Genomic DNA, 14338 nt, shown 5'->3' with positions numbered 1-14338 from the left:
CCGTCAGGCGTTGTCGTGCGCGGCGCGGACCGCGGCGACGATGTTCACGTACGCGCCGCAGCGGCAGAGGTTGCCGCTCATGCGTTCGCGGATTTCGTCGTCGGTGAGCGCGGCGGGACGCGCGCGCACGTCGGCGGTCACGGTGCTCGCCGTGCCGTTGCGGAATTCGCCGAGCAGGGCGGTCGCCGAGCACAACTGCCCGGGCGTACAGTAGCCGCACTGGAACGCATCGTGTTCGATGAACGCGGCCTGCACCGGACTCAACGCGCCGTTGCTCGCGAGTCCTTCGACGGTCGTGATGTTCTCGCCTTCGTGCATGACCGCGAGCGTCAGGCACGAGTTGATGCGGCGGCCGTCGACGAGCACCGTGCAGGCGCCGCATTGACCGCGGTCGCAGCCTTTCTTCGTGCCCATCAGTCCCGCGTATTCGCGCAACGCGTCGAGCAGCGTCACGCGCGGTTCGAGCTGCAGCGTGTAAGCGCGGCCGTTGACGGTCAACGTGACGGGGCGCGGCGGCACCACGGGGTTGCCTGGCGGCGCGGGTGAGGCGGGCGCCGGCGCTTGCGTTTGCGCGCGCAGATGCGGCGCCGCACCGATCGTCGCGGCGGCCGCCGCAGATTGCAGGAAGCGGCGTCGTGACGGTTGGGAAGGCGTGGTGGTGGGCTCGGCGGTGGACTCTGATGCGGGGGTGTCCCCGCAATGCTGACATTCTGTAGGCGTAGTCATGACGATCTGTTGACTCCACTGAAAGGTCAATGCAGGCTGACGACGCGTCGATGTCCAACGCATCGCGTTGAAACAAAACTATTGCGCAGCAATTTGAATGCCGTTGCAGCTAACACGGTATTAAAAACTCGCTGCAAGCGCAAAGCCGATCTGCGCAATAAAGGCAGGCCAATATGCGCAATGACCGCGATGGAGCCCGGCTGGAGCCGCGCGAACACGGGCAAAAGTTGCACGTTGCAACGGGGAAAATGCGAAATCGACCTCCGGGCTCAACGCGCCCGGCAGGCTGCGAGGATGCCTCGCAGCAAATCGATCGGCGGCGGCGGACATCCGGGGATCGTTACGTCGACCGGCAAGATCGACGAAACAGGGCCGCACACCGCGTAACTGTCGGCAAAAATGCCGCCCGTGCACGCGCATTCGCCTGCGGCAACGACGAGTTTCGGGGCGGGTGTCGCGTCGTACGCGGCGAGCATGGCCGCTCGCATATTCAGCGTCACCGGCCCGGTCACGAGCAGCAGGTCGGCATGCCGCGGACTCGCGACGAATTTGATTCCAAGTCCTTCGATGTTGTAGTACGGGTTGTTCAGTGCGTGGATCTCCAGTTCGCAACCGTTGCATGAACCCGCGTCGATCTGTCGGATGCACAGCGCCCGCCCGAGCAGATCGAGAATATCCTCGCGAATGCGTCGCTCGTCGTGATGCCACGCGTGTTCTGCCGCCGGTGCGGGTTCGCCGGGAAAATCGGTGCGTGCGAATTGCCGGATCAGTTGCCACATCAGAGATCGTGCCCCGCGTAGTTCAGGTTGAACGACTTGTTGATCAGCGGGAAGTCGGGAACGATGTTGCCGATGATCGCGTGCTCGAGCGCCGGCCAGTTCTGCCACGACGGATCGTGGCAATGGCATCGGGCGATGACGTCGCCGGGGGCGAGATCGAGGGCGACGAATACGTCCCCCCGCCAACCTTCCACCCAGCCTATGCCTTGCGCGGGCGCCGTTGCAGGCGTCGTGGCGACGACCACCGGACCATCCGGTAGATTGGCCAGCAGCGTGCGGATCAGGCGCAGGGATTCATCGATTTCGGCGAAGCGCACCGCGACGCGCGCGGCAACGTCGCCGCGCGCATCACTGACCGCCTTGACCGCTATATCGTCATACGGAGCGGGCCGCAAGTTGGCGCGAACGTCGAAGGTTCGACCGCTGGCGCGGGCGGCCATGCCACGCACGCCAAAATGCTCGACCACAGCGGGGGTCAATCGGCCCGTGCCGAGGAATCGATCCTGCAGCCCGGACTGATCATCGTAGACTTTGCGCATCACGTGGACCTCGCGTTCGATGCGTTCGCATTGCTCCGCCAGCACCGCCGCGTCGTCGGGGCGAACGTCGATCGATACGCCACCCGGCACGATCCGATCCATCAGGTACCGATGTCCGAATGTACGGGCGTTCATCCGTATCCAGTCCTCCTTGAGCCGCGAGAACTGCGCGAGTCCGAAGCCGAACCCGGCGTCGTTGCCGAGCGCGCCGAGGTCGCCGAGGTGGTTGGCCACGCGCTCGCGTTCCAGCAGAAGCGCACGCAGATACAGTGCGCGCTTCGACAGTATCGTGCCGCCGGCTTGTTCGAGCGCCATGCAAAAGGCCCACGAGAACGCGACGGTCGAGTCGCCCGCAATCCTGGCGGCAACCCGATGACCGCGCGATGCAGGAGTACGTTCGAACAGACGCTCGACGCCACGGTGGACATAGCCGAGACGTTCTTCAAGGCGCAACACCTTCTCGCCGACGACCGAGAACCGGAAATGCCCCGGTTCGATGATGCCGGCATGAATCGGCCCGACCGCGATCTCGTGTACGCCATCGCCCGCGACCTGCACGAATGGGTAGTCCGCCTCGCTCGAATCAAAGTCTTCGACACCCGTCGCCTGCCGTTGCAGCGGGAAATAATCTTCGGGCCAGTTGCCGTGATTGAGCCACGGCCGCGTGTCCTCGGCGCCACGCGCCCGCAGGCCGAGCAGATCGAAGATCGCCCGTTGCATGCGAGTCGCGCACGGGAAAACGGTGGCGAGATCTGGATAGTCCCCATCGGCATCCTGCTTACGCCCGATCGCGAGGCGTACCCACAATATGCCGTCATCGCATTCGTACGCGGCATTCACCGAGAAACCGTCTTCGACTGCTTCGCTGCCCCACATTGCAACGAGGCGCCGCTGCTCGGATCTCGCGGTTCGCGCCAGCTCGAGCCAGACTGATTCATCGGCGCTCACTACATGCGCTGGAATCTGGCCCGCACGGTGCGTGAGGCGGGTGGCGGCAATCTGCATCGATTCGAGTCGCATCCGTCACCCCGCCAACATCGTTGCGGCCTGGCGATACCACGTCGCCAGGTAGGGTGGCACATAAAGCCCAAGCATCAGCCCCAAACCCAGATGCACGAATACCGGCAGCGGCGCGGGGCGATGCTCGAGCGGTTTGGCCGTCGTCGTTTCACCGAACACCATTTGCTGCACGCGCGCGAAGATCGCCGCGAATGCGACGGCGAGGCCGAGCAGCAACAACGGCGCCGTCCACGGTATCGTGTTCATCGCGGTCGTCAGGATCAGGAATTCGCTTGCAAACACACCGAACGGCGGCAAGCCGAGAATCGCGAGCGCGCCGAGCAGCATGCCCCAGCCGACCGTCGGGCTGACCTGCAGCAGCCCGCGAATGCCTTCGATCGCCTGGGTACCGGCCTTCTGCGTTGCGTGGCCAACCGCAAAGAAGATTGCCGACTTGACGAGGGAATGGACGGTCATGTGCAGCAGACCGGCGAACGTCGCGACCGGGCCGCCGAGGCCGAACGCGAACGTCATCAAGCCCATATGCTCGATCGACGAATACGAGAACAGCCGCTTGACGTCCTTCTGCCGAAACTGCGAGAACGAGGCGACCAGCACCGACACGAGCCCGAACCCGACCAGCAATCGCCCCGGCAGGCCGTTGCCAAGCGCACCGTCCGCCAGCACCTTGCAGCGCAGCACCGCGTACAGCGCGACGTTCAGCAGCAGCCCGGACAGCACCGCTGAAATCGGTGTCGGGCCTTCGGCGTGCGCGTCCGGCAGCCAGTTGTGCATTGGCACGAGGCCGACTTTCGTGCCGTAGCCGACCAGCAGGAACACGAAGGCGATCGACACGATGGACGGGTCGAGGTGCGTCTTGACGGCGGCAAGGCTCGTCCACAGCAGCGCATCGCCGTCGGTCAGTTGCCGGCTCGCGGCGAGGTACAGCAGGATCGTGCCGAACAAAGCCTGCGCGATGCCGACACCGCACAGGATGAAGTACTTCCAGGCGGCTTCGAGGCTCGCGGCGGTCCGATAGACGCTGACGAGCAGCACGGTCGCGAGCGTGGCGCCTTCCATCGCGACCCACAGCACGCCAAGGTTATTGGTCAGCAGCGCGAGCAGCATCGCGAACATGAACAACTGGTACATGCTGTGATAGAGGCGCATGCGCGTCGCCGTCGTCCGGCCGCGCGCCTCTTCGACCTGCATGTACGGCCGCGAGAACAGCGACGTCGTCCAGCCGACGAACGCAGTCAGCGCGACGAGGTACACGTTGAAGGGATCGACGAAGAAGGCGCGTTCGAACGCGAACGACGGTCCATGTTCGACGGTACGCGCGGCGAGCACGAGCGTCGCCGCGAACGTCACGGCGCTGAAGCCGGCGTTCAGGTTGCGCGCGACATGAGCGGGTCGCACGGCCGCAAGAGAGACGGCCGCCACGAGCGGAATGCCGAGCACGGCGAGCACGACGTGGGCGTCATTCATCTTTGAGTGTCTCGAGGTGACGGATGTCCAGGCTGTCGAACTGCTCGCGAATCTGGAACATGAACACGCCCAGAATCAGAATCCCGACCAGCACGTCGAGTCCGATACCGAGTTCCACGATCATCGGCATGCCATTGGTGGCGGCCGTTGCGGCGAAGAACAGCCCGTTCTCCATCGACAGGAAGCCGATCACCTGGGGAATCGCCTTCGCGCGCGTGATCATCGCCATGAACGACAGCAGCACGCACGCAAGCGCGATCCCGAGCGTGCCGCGCGCGGCCGACGTCGCGAGCTGGCTGATCGGCGACGCGACGTTGAACGCGACGATCACGAGCACGATGCCGATCAGCAGTGTCGTCGGAATGTTGATGAGCGGCTCGACGTCGGCCTGAATGTCGAGCTTGCGCACGAGGCGATACAGGAGCCACGGAATCACGCCGACCTTCAGCACGAGCGTCAGTCCGGCCGACACGTACAGATGCGCATCACCGGTCACGAAACCGAGGATCAGGTTGGCCAGAACGAGCGCGACACCCTGTAGCGTATAGAGGTGGATCAGCGACAGGATCCGACGCTGACTCAGCATCGCGAACGACAGCATCAGCAGCACCGCCGCGAGGAAATTGATCAGTTGCGTCGCGTAGGGGTGCATTCATGCTCCCAGTGGCAGGTGAACGAGCATGCCGATCACCGCGAGCAGGAAGGCGGTCGCGAGGAACTCCGGGACCCGGAAAATCCGCATCTTCGCGTTGGCGGTCTCGATCACGGCCAGCGCGGCGCCGCCCGCCATCAGCTTGACGAAGAGTGCCGGCACCGCGAGCAGCAGCGCGAGCGGATTACCCGCCGCGGCGATCCCCCACGGCATGAACAGCGCAATGCCGATGCACGAGTAGGCGAACAGTTTGAGGCTGGCCGCCCATTCCATCAGCGCGAGGTGCCGACCCGAATATTCGAGGATCAGCGCCTCGTGGATCATCGTCAGCTCGAGGTGGGTGGTCGGGTTGTCGACGGGCAGCCGCGCATTCTCGGCGAGCGAGACCAGCGTGAACGCTATGCCGGCGAACGCCAGGCTCGGATAGATCGTCAGCTCGCTGTGTCCGAGCGTCGCGACGATGCTCGTGAGCAGGGTCGACTGCGTGATCAGCGAGGCCGACAGCAGCACCATCAGCAAGGCCGGTTCCGCGAGGAAACCGACCAGCATCTCGCGGCGCGCGCCGAGCGTGCCGAACGCCGTGCCGATATCCATCGCCGCGAGCGACAGCGCGACGCGCGCGAACGCAAACAGGCCGACGAGCGCGATCGCATCCGCGGCGGGAGACAGCGGCAATTCGGTCGACAGCGTCGGCACGATTGCACAGGCGAGCGTCATTGCCGCCCACACGACATAGGGCGCGCCACGGAACACCGGACTCGCGCCATAAGCGACGACTGATTCCTTGTTGAACAGCTTGTGGAGCATCCGGTACGGTTGCCAGATGCTGGGCGCGCGCCGGTTCTGCAGCCACGCGCGGCACTGGTTGACCCAGCCCGTGAGCAGTGGCGCGGCGGCAAGCGCCAGCACGATCTCGAGGGTTTGCGATAGCACGCCGGATAGGGTCACCATCGTCTCACCAGCAGCAGGAGCAGGATCAGCACGGCGAAGCTGTAGGTCAGGTACACGGCAATCTTGCCCGTCTGCAGCCGCCCCGCCCATTCCGCCGCGCGTTGCGTGAGTGCGGCGATACGGTCGTAGAGAATCGACCACGTGCGGTCGGCGACCGAGACCCGGTAGGCCGGCTGTGCGTCGAACGGCGACGGCAGTTGCCGCTCGATGCGCAGCAGCGGCGCGAAGATCTCCCGGATCGGTTGCCCGAAGCCTTCCGCCGTATCCTGCATCCGCGCGGTCGTAAACGGGAAGCCGCAACTCCACGGCGCGGCCCGTCGCAGCCGACCGTGGTAGAAGCGCCGTACCAGCACCCACGCAAGGCCGCAGCAAGCGACGAAAAACAGCATGAACACGACGGGCATGTAACTCGCCCGCGCGGTCGACACCGGCACGAAGATCAACCAGCCATGATTTTCCGCGCCGATTCCGGCACCGACGAGCACGCGCGTGACCCGGTCCAGCACCTTGACGAACTGCGTAGGCATCAGTCCGAGCAGCACACCGGCCACCGCGAACCAGCAGAACGCGAGCCGTTCCCAGGTATTCGCGTCGTGTGCGCGACTCAGTTTTGCTTCTCTCGGCTGCCCGAGGAAGACGATGCCGAAGAACTTGACCATCGTGTAACCGGCGAGAGCTGCCGTCATCGCGACGAGTGCGGCCGCAATCGGCACCGTCATCGCCAGCACGGAATTCTGCAGACCCGGCGTGAACAGGAAGCTTTGCAGCAGGAGCCACTCCGCGACGAAACCACTCATCGGAGGCAAGCCAGCGCTGGCTGCGACGCCAGTGAGCACGGCCCAGGCGGTCCACGGCATGACACGGATCAGGCCGCCAAGCTTGCCGAGATTGCGCTCCCCGGTGGCGTGCAGCACGGCCCCGGTGCCGAGGAACAGCAGGCTCTTGAAGGCCGCATGCGCGACGATCTGGTAGAGCATCGCGCTCAGCGCAAGCGCGCACAGGGCCGTCATCCCGTACGCGCGAAACAGCACCGCGAGCCCGAGCGAGACGATCATCAGGCCGACGTTGTCGATCGACGAATACGCGAGCAGGCGCTTCATATCGACCTGGATCGTACTGAACACCACGCCGAGCAGCGCGGTGCCGATACCCAGCACGAGCAGCAGCACGCCCCACCAGGCGAGCTGCACGTGCAGCAGGTCGAACACGGTCCGGATCAGGCCATACAGGCCGACCTTCAGCACGAATCCACTGAGCAGCGCCGATACGGGGGACGGCGCCGCGGGATGGGCATCCGGCAGCCACACGTGCAACGGGAACACGCCCGCCTTGGCACCGAATCCAACCAGCGCGAACAGGAACGCGAGCGATGCCCACAACGCGTCGGGCGACTGCGCGCGCAGATTGGCAAACGTGTAGTCACCGGTGCGCGCCTGCAGGATGCCGAAGCAAAGCAGCAGCGCGAGCGCGCCGACGTGGGAGATCAGGAAATACAGGTAGGCTGCGCGGCGGATCTCGCCGATCCGATGGTTGGTCATCACGAGGAACGTCGCGGACAGCGTCAGCGTTTCCCAGGCGACCATGAACACATACGCATCGTCGGCGATGAGCACGAGCGCGATGCTCGCGATGCAAACGTGGTATTCGAAGCAGATGAGTCCCGGCGCGGACCCTTCGCCCTTACGGAAATAACCGGCGGAGAAGGCGCCGATCCCCGCGCTGACGACACCAAGCACGAACAGGAAATAGCCGGATAGCCCATCGACGCGCAGATGGAACGGCAACCCGGGCAGTCCGATCGGCAGCACCGCGGTGGTCGGCTCGGAAAAGATGCCGGCGAGTCCCGCCGCGCCCAGCAGCAGCCCTCCCAGCGCGCCGAGCGGAAACAGCCCGTGTGCAACGAATCGCGTGCGATGCAGAACTCCGAGACCCAGCGTGCCGGTCACAAGCCAGGCGGCCGCGACCAGCAGGACGAAATGGACGACCGTGAAAGGTGCCATCCGGAATGTCTCCAGTACGCTCGGATTGGGACGAGGAGCATGGAATGAGCTCCAGCTTGCCGGGCTCACTCAAACCGCATTATGACATCAGAAAACCAATCTGGATAACAGGATATGATAATGGCGTTATCATGTGAACCACATGTTCGAGCGAATCGGGCGCCTCTGTGCGCAGCTCGCCTGCATGCGGTGCGCGAAGCGTCTATTCGCCGCGTCTTTGCTGTTGTTCCGAGCGATTGAGTGAAGATCCTATGCCTGCGCAGTACTTTCGAAGCCTGACGGGAAAACACCGCAGCACGACCGCGAACCGTCAGCTCGGGTTGTCTCTTGCCTTCGTCGCCGGCGCCACCAATGCCGGCGGCTTCCTCGCGGTCAAGCAATACACGTCGCATATGAGCGGCATCGTGTCGGCGATCGCGGACCAGACGGCGCTCGGGGACATCCGGCTCGTGCTGGCCGGCATCGGTTCGCTGGCATCGTTTGTCGTCGGAGCGGGGGGCTCGGCGGTGCTCGTCAACTGGGGGCGCCGCCGCGGCCTGCAAAGCCAGTACGTGCTGCCATTGGCGGTCGAGGCCGCGCTGCTGCTCCTGTTCGGTCTGCTCGGCAGCCACCTCGCGCTACGCGAAGCGTTCTTCGTCCCCGTGACCGTGATCCTGCTGTGCTTCATCATGGGGCTGCAGAATGCGATGATCACCAAGCTGTCGGGCGCGGAGATCCGTACCACACACATGACCGGCATCGTCACGGACCTCGGAATTGAGTTGGGTAAGCTTTTTTACTGGAATCGATCGGCGCTCATCGACGACGCGCACGCGGTCATCGCAAACCGCGCGAAGCTGAAGATCCACGGCACGATGCTCGCGTCGTTTTTCGTGGGCGGCCTGATCGGCGCAATCGGTTTCAAGCATGTGGGCTACGTGTCGACCGTGCCGCTCGCCGGCGCGCTCGTCACACTCGCGATCGTGCCCGTCGCCGACGATGTGCTGGCCTATCTCTATCGGTTCGAGCGCAGGCACTGACCTCATAGGAGGCGGGGTGAATCCTCGTCGAAAGCAAATGCATTATAATTTGGTTAGCATATTCGCCGACCCGTCCTCGTAATGGAAACGAAAACCGCACGCCTGACCGTCCTGATCGACCCCGCCAAGAAAGAAGCATTTGAAATGCTCTGCTCGGCGCAAGATCTGACGCCGTCACAAGTCGTCCGCCAACTGATCCGCGAGTATCTCGAGCGTCACGGCGTGACCTACAAGACCAAGAGTCCACTCGCCAAGCGGGGAAAGTGACGCCCAGCTCGAGGCCTGGTGCCGGTCAACCGCCGATTTCCCAGTGCCCTTGCCCTTGCCCTTACCCTTGCGCATGCCAGATCAGCCGCTTCGGATCGAGGCGCTCTCCCGCTTTCAGGTGGCAAGCAGTGACGGACAGCTTGCGTTCGCCTGCAAAGTCAAACGAGAGGGCGCGCTCGAACAGGACTTGTCGGGGCGGCAAGCGACGCCCGCTTTTCCAGGCAAACGCGACGAAGTTGCTGTCGTCGCCGCACCGAACGATCGCATAGGAAACGCCAAATACGGATTTCAGCCGCTCGAGGTGCCGCGGTATGGCCGGATCATCGTCCGTAAAGTTGATGACGAGGACGCCCGTCCCGGTTAAACGCTCGCGACAGGCGGCGAAGAACGCGATGTCCGCGCTTCCGGGCGGGGCCGCCAACGGCGAACGGCCCGTCAGACCTTCTTCAGAAAGCAGGCCTTGAGCATGAAGCTGCCGGCGTCCGTCTTGCAGTCGATTTGGTGATCGCCACCGACGATCCGGATGCTTTTCACCTTGGTGCCCATCTTCAGCGTGATCGACGAGCCCTTGACGCGCAAATCCTTGATCAGCACGACCGAGTCACCGTCCGACAGCACGTTGCCGTTCGCATCCTTGACGACGCTGCCCGCCGGTTCATCGCTCGCGTCGGCGCCAGCGTTCGCCGACCATTCGTGACCGCAGTCCGCGCACACGTACAGCGTGCCGTCAGGGTAAGTGTTTTCCATTGCGCATTGCGGGCATGAAGGGGCAGCGTTCATTGCAGCTTCCATTGAAACGATTTTGAGTCAGTCAGTAAAAAAACAGGCGCGCAACCCGCCAGGCCTGAGCCGGTCGTCGTGCCGGCGGCTCGTGGGTGCAAAAAATTATAATGCAATACACATGCTCTTACCGTCCGATTATCATCGGACTTTCAGTCCCATTCATCAGACTTACGGGTAGCTTCGCCGCGGATGTCGACAGGTTTGAACTGGATGGAAAATGTCCGCTTTGCGGGTGATAAATTTGGAACTGGCCAACCGGGCCAAAATGGAGTCGGTGCTATGAGCAAAACCGATCGGGGACAACACCCTGATTGCCGCGCGCGTTCGCGGCCGACCGAGTATCGCGACGTCGCGGAGCAATAGGCGAGGGAGAGATGATCATGGCGAAGCTGCGCATTGCGACGTTCAACATCAACGGTATCCGCTCGCGGCAGGCGGCGCTATTGCAATGGCTCGAGCGCGAGGCGCCTGACGTGGTCTGCCTGCAGGAACTGAAGGCAGTGGATAGCGCATTTCCAGTCGACGCATTGCGCGACGCCGGTTATGGCGCCGTGTGGCAAGGCCAGAGCGCATGGAACGGTGTGGCGATTCTGGCCAAAGGCGACGCACCACTCGAACGTCGGCGCGGTCTGCCCGGTTTCGAAGACGACACGCATAGCCGTTATATCGAGGCCGCGGTCGGCGGCGTACTGATCGTGTGTTTGTACCTGCCGAACGGCAATCCGCAGCCCGGCCCCAAGTTCGACTACAAGCTCGCGTGGTTCGATCATCTGATCGCGCATGCGGCGCAGCTCTACCAGAGCGGCCACCCGGTCGTGATCGCTGGGGACTTCAACGTCGTGCCGACCGACGAAGACATCTACAACCCGCGCTCGTGGCTAAAGGACGCGCTGCTGCAGCCGGAGAGCCGCGAGCGTTATCGCAGGCTGCTCGCGCAAGGCTGGACCGATGCGCTGCGCACGCATTTCGGCGACGAACGCGTGTACACGTTCTGGGATTATTTTCGCCGTCATTGGGATACGAATTCGGGGCTGCGCATCGATCATCTGCTGCTGAGCGCCGACCTCGCGCCGCGCCTGCGCGATGCGGGCGTCGACCGTTGGGTGCGCGGCGAACCGCATGCCAGCGACCACGCGCCGACGTGGATCGAACTGGAAATGGGCGCCGGCCGCAAGAAGAAGAGCGGCTAGTGAAGCGGCGGGCGATCCGCTTGCGGCGGATCGCCCGCTTTGGCGCGACTGCTGCGCCCTGTTGATCGGCGCCTATGATCCGGCGCCGTGCCTGCTTCAGTCGTAGTCGCGACCGCCGCGCGACCACAGCGCGCCCATCACGAACCCGGCGAGAGCAACCACGGCCAGCGTCGTGAACGGGTTTTCGGCCGTCGTATCGCGCACGAGGCTCGTCGTATTCGCGCATAACTGCTGCGCCTTGCCGCTCAATTCGCGCGCCTTGCCCGCCACCTGCGCGCTGGTGTCGCCGACGGCATCGCCGACCGCGCTTTGCACCTTGCCCGCGACTTCCTTTACCGCGCCTGCCGCTGAATTCGTATCCATATGCATCGCTCCTGTTGTCATATTTACGTGCGGGCCCGCTGCAATTGCAACGCGCTCGCACAAGGGCGCCGCGCAAGCCGTGCCAGTGCGGCGTGAGCCTGCGTCAGTGACGAAAGGGGCGCAAGAAGTGCGCCCGGCGACGGGACGCCATGCATCCGGCCAAAGGGGACGTGCTGGAACATCATCGTCGGCGCCCGAAATTGATGCCGACGAACACGGCCAGCAGCATCAGAAAACCGCCGAACAGCAGCGCGGCATTGACGAGCACCTGGCGCAGCCCGAGCGTTTCGACGTCGATGAACGGATACGGATAAAAATCCGACAGGCTGCCGCGCCAGAACGTGATGCCGAGATAGGCGAGCGGATAGACGAGCCACAGCGGAGCGTGGCGCAACCGCAGATGAAAACGCGGCACGAACAGCACCCAGTAGAGCGCGGCGAGCATCGGCAGCACGCTGTGCAGCGACTCGTTGAGCAGGCGCCGGTAGGGCGACAGCGGCCACAGTCCGCGCAACAGCAGGTTGTACGCGAGGCCGACGAACACGATGTACGCGACCACCGCGGTCACGACCGTGGGCTGCCGGAAAAAGCGCACGAGCGGCGAGCGGTGCTTCCGCAGCACGATGCAGGTGAAGCAGAGCGCACTGGCGAGCACCGTCAGATTGGTCAGGTAGCTGCTCATGCGCGCGAGCGCGTCGAACACGGTGAGCCCGCGCGCGAGCGAGCGATCGATCGTCAGGTCGGCTTGCGCGAGGATCGCCATCCACGCGATCAGCGCAATGACCGCCGCCAACGTCAGCGACGACACACTGGGCGTATGCAGCGGCAGCTCGGGCTCGCGCTGCGGAGCGAGGGTAGGGCGCATGCGCTTGATTCTACGCGCGGTGCGCGCGCGGCTGCATGGGCTTTCGCGCCCACGCGCGCCGGCGTTGGCAAAATACTACGGCGTACTACGCGAGCTACTGGCTGGCTGTAAAGCGGGTTGCAAGCTCGCCGCCACGGCTGCAAGCGCCGCGCTCACTGGCGGCGATTCATTGTGTGTTTCGACCCGTTATGATCGCGGCTGCAGCCCTCGATGTTAACGACGCCGTGCGCGGCAAGCAGTCTCTGTCAGCGCCGGCTCAAGACTCGCAAAACGGAGAGAAAGCATGAAAGCCAGCACCATTGCCGAACGGGAAGCGCGCGGCCGCGCCGCGCGCGAGCATTCGAAACGCTCGAGTCACCGGGCGGTCGGCGAGTTGCACCGCGATCCGATCGAGCTGCTGAAACAGAGCAGCGCGGAGCGCGTCGAGAATCTGGTGCCGCTGCGCTATGGGCGCATGGCTGCCTCGCCGTTCTCGTTCTTTCGAGGCAGCGCGATTCTGCAGGCGCACGATCTGAGCAAGGTGCACGACACCGGCCTCACCATGCCGATCTGCGGCGACGGCCATCTGATGAATTTCGGCGGCTTCGCAACGCCCGAGCGGCAACTGGTCTTCGACCTGAGCGACTTCGATGAAGTCTCGATCGGCCCGTTCGAATGGGACCTGAAACGCCTGTGCGCGAGCCTCGTCGTGGCCGCGCGCCAGATGCGCCTGAGCCGCGGCACCGCCGAGAGTCTGGTGATGACCGCGGTCGGCTCGTATCGCGATCGCGTCGCGCAATACGCGCAGTTCGGCGCGCTCGACCTGTGGTACGACCGCATCACGTTCGACCGCATGGCCGAGATCGCACTGACGCCCGAGCGCCGGCGCGCGGTGCGGCGCGGCATGGAGAAGGCCGCGAGCCGCATGCATGAGAGCCTGCTCGAAAAAATGGCCTCGTTCGACGGCAATCGTTGGACCATCCACGATGCGCCGCCCGCGCTGTTTCACGTGCACCGTGCGAACACGTTGTTGACGGCCGAGGAAACCGAAACCTACCGGAGCGGCAACGTCGACAAGATGGTCGAGCAAGTGTGGGACGAGTACCGCAAGACGATGTCGCACGATCGGCGCGAACTGCTGGATCAGTTCACGAGGCACGACGTCGTGTTCAAGGCGGTCGGCGTCGGCAGCGTCGGCACGCGTTGTCTGGGCGTGCTGCTCGTCGATCACATGGGCAAGCCGTTGTTCCTGCAATTGAAGGAGGCGCGGCCGTCGGTCATCGCGCAGTTCTACAAGTCGCCGGCGGTCACGCATCAGGGCGAGCGCGTCGTGCAAGGACAGCGGCTGCTGCAGGCCGCGAGCGACGTCTTCCTCGGCTGGGGGACCGGGCCGCTCGGGCGGCATTTCTATTTCCGCCAGCTGCGCGACATGAAGCTGTCCGCGAATATCGAGCTGTTCGACAGCGATCTGCTCGACGGCTATGCGCGGCTGTGCGGCTGGATCATGGCGCGCGCGCATGCGAAGGCGAGCGGCCAGGCGATCGAGATCAGCGCGTACATCGGCCGCGGCGATCAGTTCGGCGAAGCGCTGAGCGGCTACGCGAGCGCCTACGCGGATCAGGTCGAGCGCGACCACGACGTGTTCATCAAAGCGTGCCGCGACGGCAAGCTCGAAGCGCGCACCGACGAGGACATGGCGGCGGATTTCCGTGTGTAGCGCTGCGTGCGCGTGGTGTCA

General features: G+C 64.3%; 14 protein-coding genes and 1 pseudogene. 4 read left to right on the top strand and 11 right to left on the bottom strand.

The window, feature by feature from the left end:
* Window positions 1–3 precede the first annotated feature (3 nt).
* The 7 genes from HWY30_RS21860 to hyfB all read right to left on the bottom strand — a co-directional run bounded on the left by HWY30_RS21860 (window position 4) and on the right by hyfB (window position 8134).
* Window positions 4–726: a (2Fe-2S)-binding protein gene (locus HWY30_RS21860; protein WP_090810449.1), complete on the bottom strand. Its 723-nt coding sequence runs from the start codon at window positions 724–726 to the stop codon at window positions 4–6.
* 269 nt (window positions 727–995) lie between these two features.
* Complete coding sequence (locus HWY30_RS21855; RefSeq protein WP_090809341.1) at window positions 996–1505, bottom strand: NADH-quinone oxidoreductase subunit B family protein; 510 nt, start codon at window positions 1503–1505, stop codon at window positions 996–998.
* Window positions 1505–3064, bottom strand: coding sequence for a hydrogenase large subunit (locus HWY30_RS21850; RefSeq protein WP_090809343.1), 1560 nt, complete (start codon window positions 3062–3064; stop codon window positions 1505–1507). The genes HWY30_RS21855 and HWY30_RS21850 overlap by 1 nt, the downstream gene beginning before the upstream one ends.
* A gap of 3 nt (window positions 3065–3067) precedes the next feature.
* Window positions 3068–4531, bottom strand: a complete 1464-nt coding sequence (locus HWY30_RS21845; RefSeq protein WP_090809345.1) for a hydrogenase 4 subunit F — start codon at window positions 4529–4531, stop codon at window positions 3068–3070.
* Window positions 4524–5183, bottom strand: a complete 660-nt coding sequence (locus tag HWY30_RS21840; RefSeq protein ID WP_090809347.1) for a formate hydrogenlyase — start codon at window positions 5181–5183, stop codon at window positions 4524–4526. Before HWY30_RS21840 ends, HWY30_RS21845 begins: the two co-directional genes overlap by 8 nt.
* Window positions 5184–6134: a respiratory chain complex I subunit 1 family protein gene (locus tag HWY30_RS21835; protein WP_090809348.1), complete on the bottom strand. Its 951-nt coding sequence runs from the start codon at window positions 6132–6134 to the stop codon at window positions 5184–5186.
* Window positions 6128–8134: a hydrogenase 4 subunit B gene (hyfB, locus tag HWY30_RS21830; RefSeq protein WP_090809351.1), complete on the bottom strand. Its 2007-nt coding sequence runs from the start codon at window positions 8132–8134 to the stop codon at window positions 6128–6130. Before hyfB ends, HWY30_RS21835 begins: the two co-directional genes overlap by 7 nt.
* A gap of 251 nt (window positions 8135–8385) precedes the next feature.
* Here hyfB and HWY30_RS21825 point away from each other — a divergent pair, with 251 nt between their 5' ends.
* Together HWY30_RS21825 and HWY30_RS21820 are read left to right on the top strand one after the other, a co-directional pair.
* Window positions 8386–9153 carry a YoaK family protein gene (locus HWY30_RS21825; RefSeq protein WP_090809353.1) on the top strand — a complete coding sequence of 256 codons (768 nt, stop codon included), beginning with the start codon at window positions 8386–8388 and terminating at the stop codon, window positions 9151–9153.
* A gap of 81 nt (window positions 9154–9234) precedes the next feature.
* The gene (locus HWY30_RS21820) at window positions 9235–9420 is read left to right on the top strand and encodes a CopG family transcriptional regulator (RefSeq protein ID WP_090809355.1); all 186 of its coding nucleotides are present in this window, start codon (window positions 9235–9237) and stop codon (window positions 9418–9420) included.
* A 61-nt stretch (window positions 9421–9481) separates the two neighbouring features.
* Here HWY30_RS21820 and HWY30_RS21815 read toward each other — a convergent pair.
* Both HWY30_RS21815 and HWY30_RS21810 read right to left on the bottom strand, forming a co-directional pair.
* Window positions 9482–9820 (bottom strand): annotated as a pseudogene (locus HWY30_RS21815) (spermidine synthase); the annotation flags it as partial.
* A gap of 35 nt (window positions 9821–9855) precedes the next feature.
* Entirely contained in the window at window positions 9856–10200 is a 345-nt protein-coding gene (locus tag HWY30_RS21810; RefSeq protein WP_090809357.1) for a zinc ribbon domain-containing protein YjdM, read from the bottom strand.
* A 383-nt stretch (window positions 10201–10583) separates the two neighbouring features.
* Between HWY30_RS21810 and xth the strand changes: the two genes are divergently transcribed.
* Window positions 10584–11393, top strand: coding sequence for an exodeoxyribonuclease III (xth, locus tag HWY30_RS21805; protein WP_090810451.1), 810 nt, complete (start codon window positions 10584–10586; stop codon window positions 11391–11393).
* Between the two features lie 96 nt (window positions 11394–11489).
* Here xth and HWY30_RS21800 read toward each other — a convergent pair whose 3' ends face one another.
* Together HWY30_RS21800 and HWY30_RS21795 are read right to left on the bottom strand one after the other, a co-directional pair.
* Window positions 11490–11756 carry a CsbD family protein gene (locus HWY30_RS21800; RefSeq protein ID WP_013091250.1) on the bottom strand — a complete coding sequence of 89 codons (267 nt, stop codon included), beginning with the start codon at window positions 11754–11756 and terminating at the stop codon, window positions 11490–11492.
* Window positions 11757–11937: 181 nt separating this feature from the next.
* On the bottom strand, window positions 11938–12621 hold the full coding sequence (locus tag HWY30_RS21795; RefSeq protein ID WP_090809359.1) for a Pr6Pr family membrane protein: 684 nt from the start codon (window positions 12619–12621) through the stop codon (window positions 11938–11940).
* 283 nt (window positions 12622–12904) lie between these two features.
* Here HWY30_RS21795 and HWY30_RS21790 point away from each other — a divergent pair, with 283 nt between their 5' ends.
* The gene (locus tag HWY30_RS21790) at window positions 12905–14317 is read left to right on the top strand and encodes a DUF2252 domain-containing protein (RefSeq protein WP_090809361.1); all 1413 of its coding nucleotides are present in this window, start codon (window positions 12905–12907) and stop codon (window positions 14315–14317) included.
* Window positions 14318–14338 lie beyond the last annotated feature (21 nt).

Origin of the sequence: Paraburkholderia tuberum STM678 (assembly GCF_902833905.1) — a bacterium.
GTDB lineage: Bacteria > Pseudomonadota > Gammaproteobacteria > Burkholderiales > Burkholderiaceae > Paraburkholderia > Paraburkholderia tuberum.
This window is presented reverse-complemented; position numbering and strand designations above follow the sequence as displayed.

Coding starts and splice junctions, on each gene's coding strand:
- HWY30_RS21860 (WP_090810449.1), bottom strand. CDS start 726: ATGACTACGCCTACAGAATGTCAGCATTGCGGGGACACCCCCGCATCA.
- HWY30_RS21855 (WP_090809341.1), bottom strand. CDS start 1,505: ATGTGGCAACTGATCCGGCAATTCGCACGCACCGATTTTCCCGGCGAA.
- HWY30_RS21850 (WP_090809343.1), bottom strand. CDS start 3,064: ATGCGACTCGAATCGATGCAGATTGCCGCCACCCGCCTCACGCACCGT.
- HWY30_RS21845 (WP_090809345.1), bottom strand. CDS start 4,531: ATGAATGACGCCCACGTCGTGCTCGCCGTGCTCGGCATTCCGCTCGTG.
- HWY30_RS21840 (WP_090809347.1), bottom strand. CDS start 5,183: ATGCACCCCTACGCGACGCAACTGATCAATTTCCTCGCGGCGGTGCTG.
- HWY30_RS21835 (WP_090809348.1), bottom strand. CDS start 6,134: ATGGTGACCCTATCCGGCGTGCTATCGCAAACCCTCGAGATCGTGCTG.
- hyfB (WP_090809351.1), bottom strand. CDS start 8,134: ATGGCACCTTTCACGGTCGTCCATTTCGTCCTGCTGGTCGCGGCCGCC.
- HWY30_RS21825 (WP_090809353.1), top strand. CDS start 8,386: ATGCCTGCGCAGTACTTTCGAAGCCTGACGGGAAAACACCGCAGCACG.
- HWY30_RS21820 (WP_090809355.1), top strand. CDS start 9,235: ATGGAAACGAAAACCGCACGCCTGACCGTCCTGATCGACCCCGCCAAG.
- HWY30_RS21810 (WP_090809357.1), bottom strand. CDS start 10,200: ATGAACGCTGCCCCTTCATGCCCGCAATGCGCAATGGAAAACACTTAC.
- xth (WP_090810451.1), top strand. CDS start 10,584: ATGGCGAAGCTGCGCATTGCGACGTTCAACATCAACGGTATCCGCTCG.
- HWY30_RS21800 (WP_013091250.1), bottom strand. CDS start 11,756: ATGGATACGAATTCAGCGGCAGGCGCGGTAAAGGAAGTCGCGGGCAAG.
- HWY30_RS21795 (WP_090809359.1), bottom strand. CDS start 12,621: ATGCGCCCTACCCTCGCTCCGCAGCGCGAGCCCGAGCTGCCGCTGCAT.
- HWY30_RS21790 (WP_090809361.1), top strand. CDS start 12,905: ATGAAAGCCAGCACCATTGCCGAACGGGAAGCGCGCGGCCGCGCCGCG.